This is a genomic window from Micromonospora sp. S-DT3-3-22, assembly GCF_015354745.1.
GTDB classification, from domain to species: Bacteria; Actinomycetota; Actinomycetes; order Mycobacteriales; family Micromonosporaceae; genus Micromonospora; species Micromonospora wenchangensis.
The window spans coordinates 1-1,256 of the sequence record NZ_JACGMO010000262.1 but is presented as its reverse complement, the minus strand read 5'-3'; the positions used below and the strand labels follow the sequence as shown (position 1 = coordinate 1,256).

Sequence of the window (1,256 nt, the reverse complement as noted above, 5' to 3'; positions counted from 1 at the left end):
TAGTACTGCAACGGCAGTTGGTTAGGGGTAGCCGTGTCGTCGGTAGTGGCAGGTTCGGGCTTGGTGTTGGCGTCGTCTGCGCCATCGGGACCAGGCCCAGACGTGCTCTGGTGGGTGGGTTGATCGCACTGCGAGTGCGGTGAGGAGTCTTCGGATCTCCGGTACGGTGTAGCCGATCATCATGTCGTCGCCAGGGCTGGTTCCCCTTTTGTGGTAAGGGATCGGGCGACGGACAGCCAGGCGTGGGCGGCCATCGCGAGGGTGATGTGGGCGTACCAGGCCCGCCAGTCACGGACCTGGTATTCGTCGAGGCCTGCTTCGTTCTTGGCCTGCTGGAAGCACTCCTCGATCGCCCACCTCGCGCCCGCGACACGGGCGAGGTCGACCAGGCGGGTCCGACGTGGTCCGTAGCAGACGTAGTAGGCGATCTCGCCGGTAGTGATGCTGCGCCGGGCCAGGAGCCAGTGTCCGCGGCCCGGCCGCCAGCAGATCCGTACCGGCACCCGAGCCCACCAGTACTCGCGTGGGCCGTGCGCGCCGGCGCCGGCCGAGAGCCGGCACCACGCCCGAGCGGGCAGACCGGCGATGAGTTGGTCGGCACGGGCCGTTCCCATGGTGGTGGTGATCATGTCGTCGTTGCGGCGGGTCGCGACCACATAAGCCACATCCCGGTGTTCCAGCCACACCCGCAGGGACTTCGACTGCCCGTAGGCCTCGTCCATCGTCACCCACCCCACCGGCACCCCCGCGTCCAGGGTGCGGGCGAGCATGGTGCGGGCCATCTGCACCTTCGTGGCGAACTCCACCTCGTCGGGGATCCCGGCGGCCCGGCACCGGTCCCGGTCATCGGTCCACGAGGTCGGAAGGTAGAGCTGCCGGTCGATCAAGGCGTGACCCTTCGCTGACCGGTAGGCAAGGAACACCCCGACCTGGCAGTTCTCCGTCCGACCAGCCGTGCCGGAGTACTGACGCTGCACCCCCGCCGACCGGACGCCCTTCTTCAGGAACCCGGTGTCATCGACGATCAACACCCCCGCCGGGTCACCGAGATACTCGACCACGTAGTCACGCACATCGTCCCGCACGGCGTCGACGTCCCAGTCCGCCCACCGCAACAACCGCTGCATCCCGTCCGGCGACACATCCCCGGCCTGCTCCGCCAAGGTCCAGCCGTTCTTACGGCCCAGGCCGGAGACCAGCCCACACAGGTACTGCCGCGCCCGCCGACGCGGCTCCGACCGACGAAACCGTGGCCC

General features: G+C 68.5%; 1 pseudogene. It reads right to left on the bottom strand.

Going from position 1 to position 1,256, the window contains the following annotated elements:
- Positions 1–21: 21 nt before the first annotated feature.
- A pseudogene (locus H1A17_RS34030) lies at positions 22–1,256 on the bottom strand (IS701 family transposase); the annotation flags it as partial.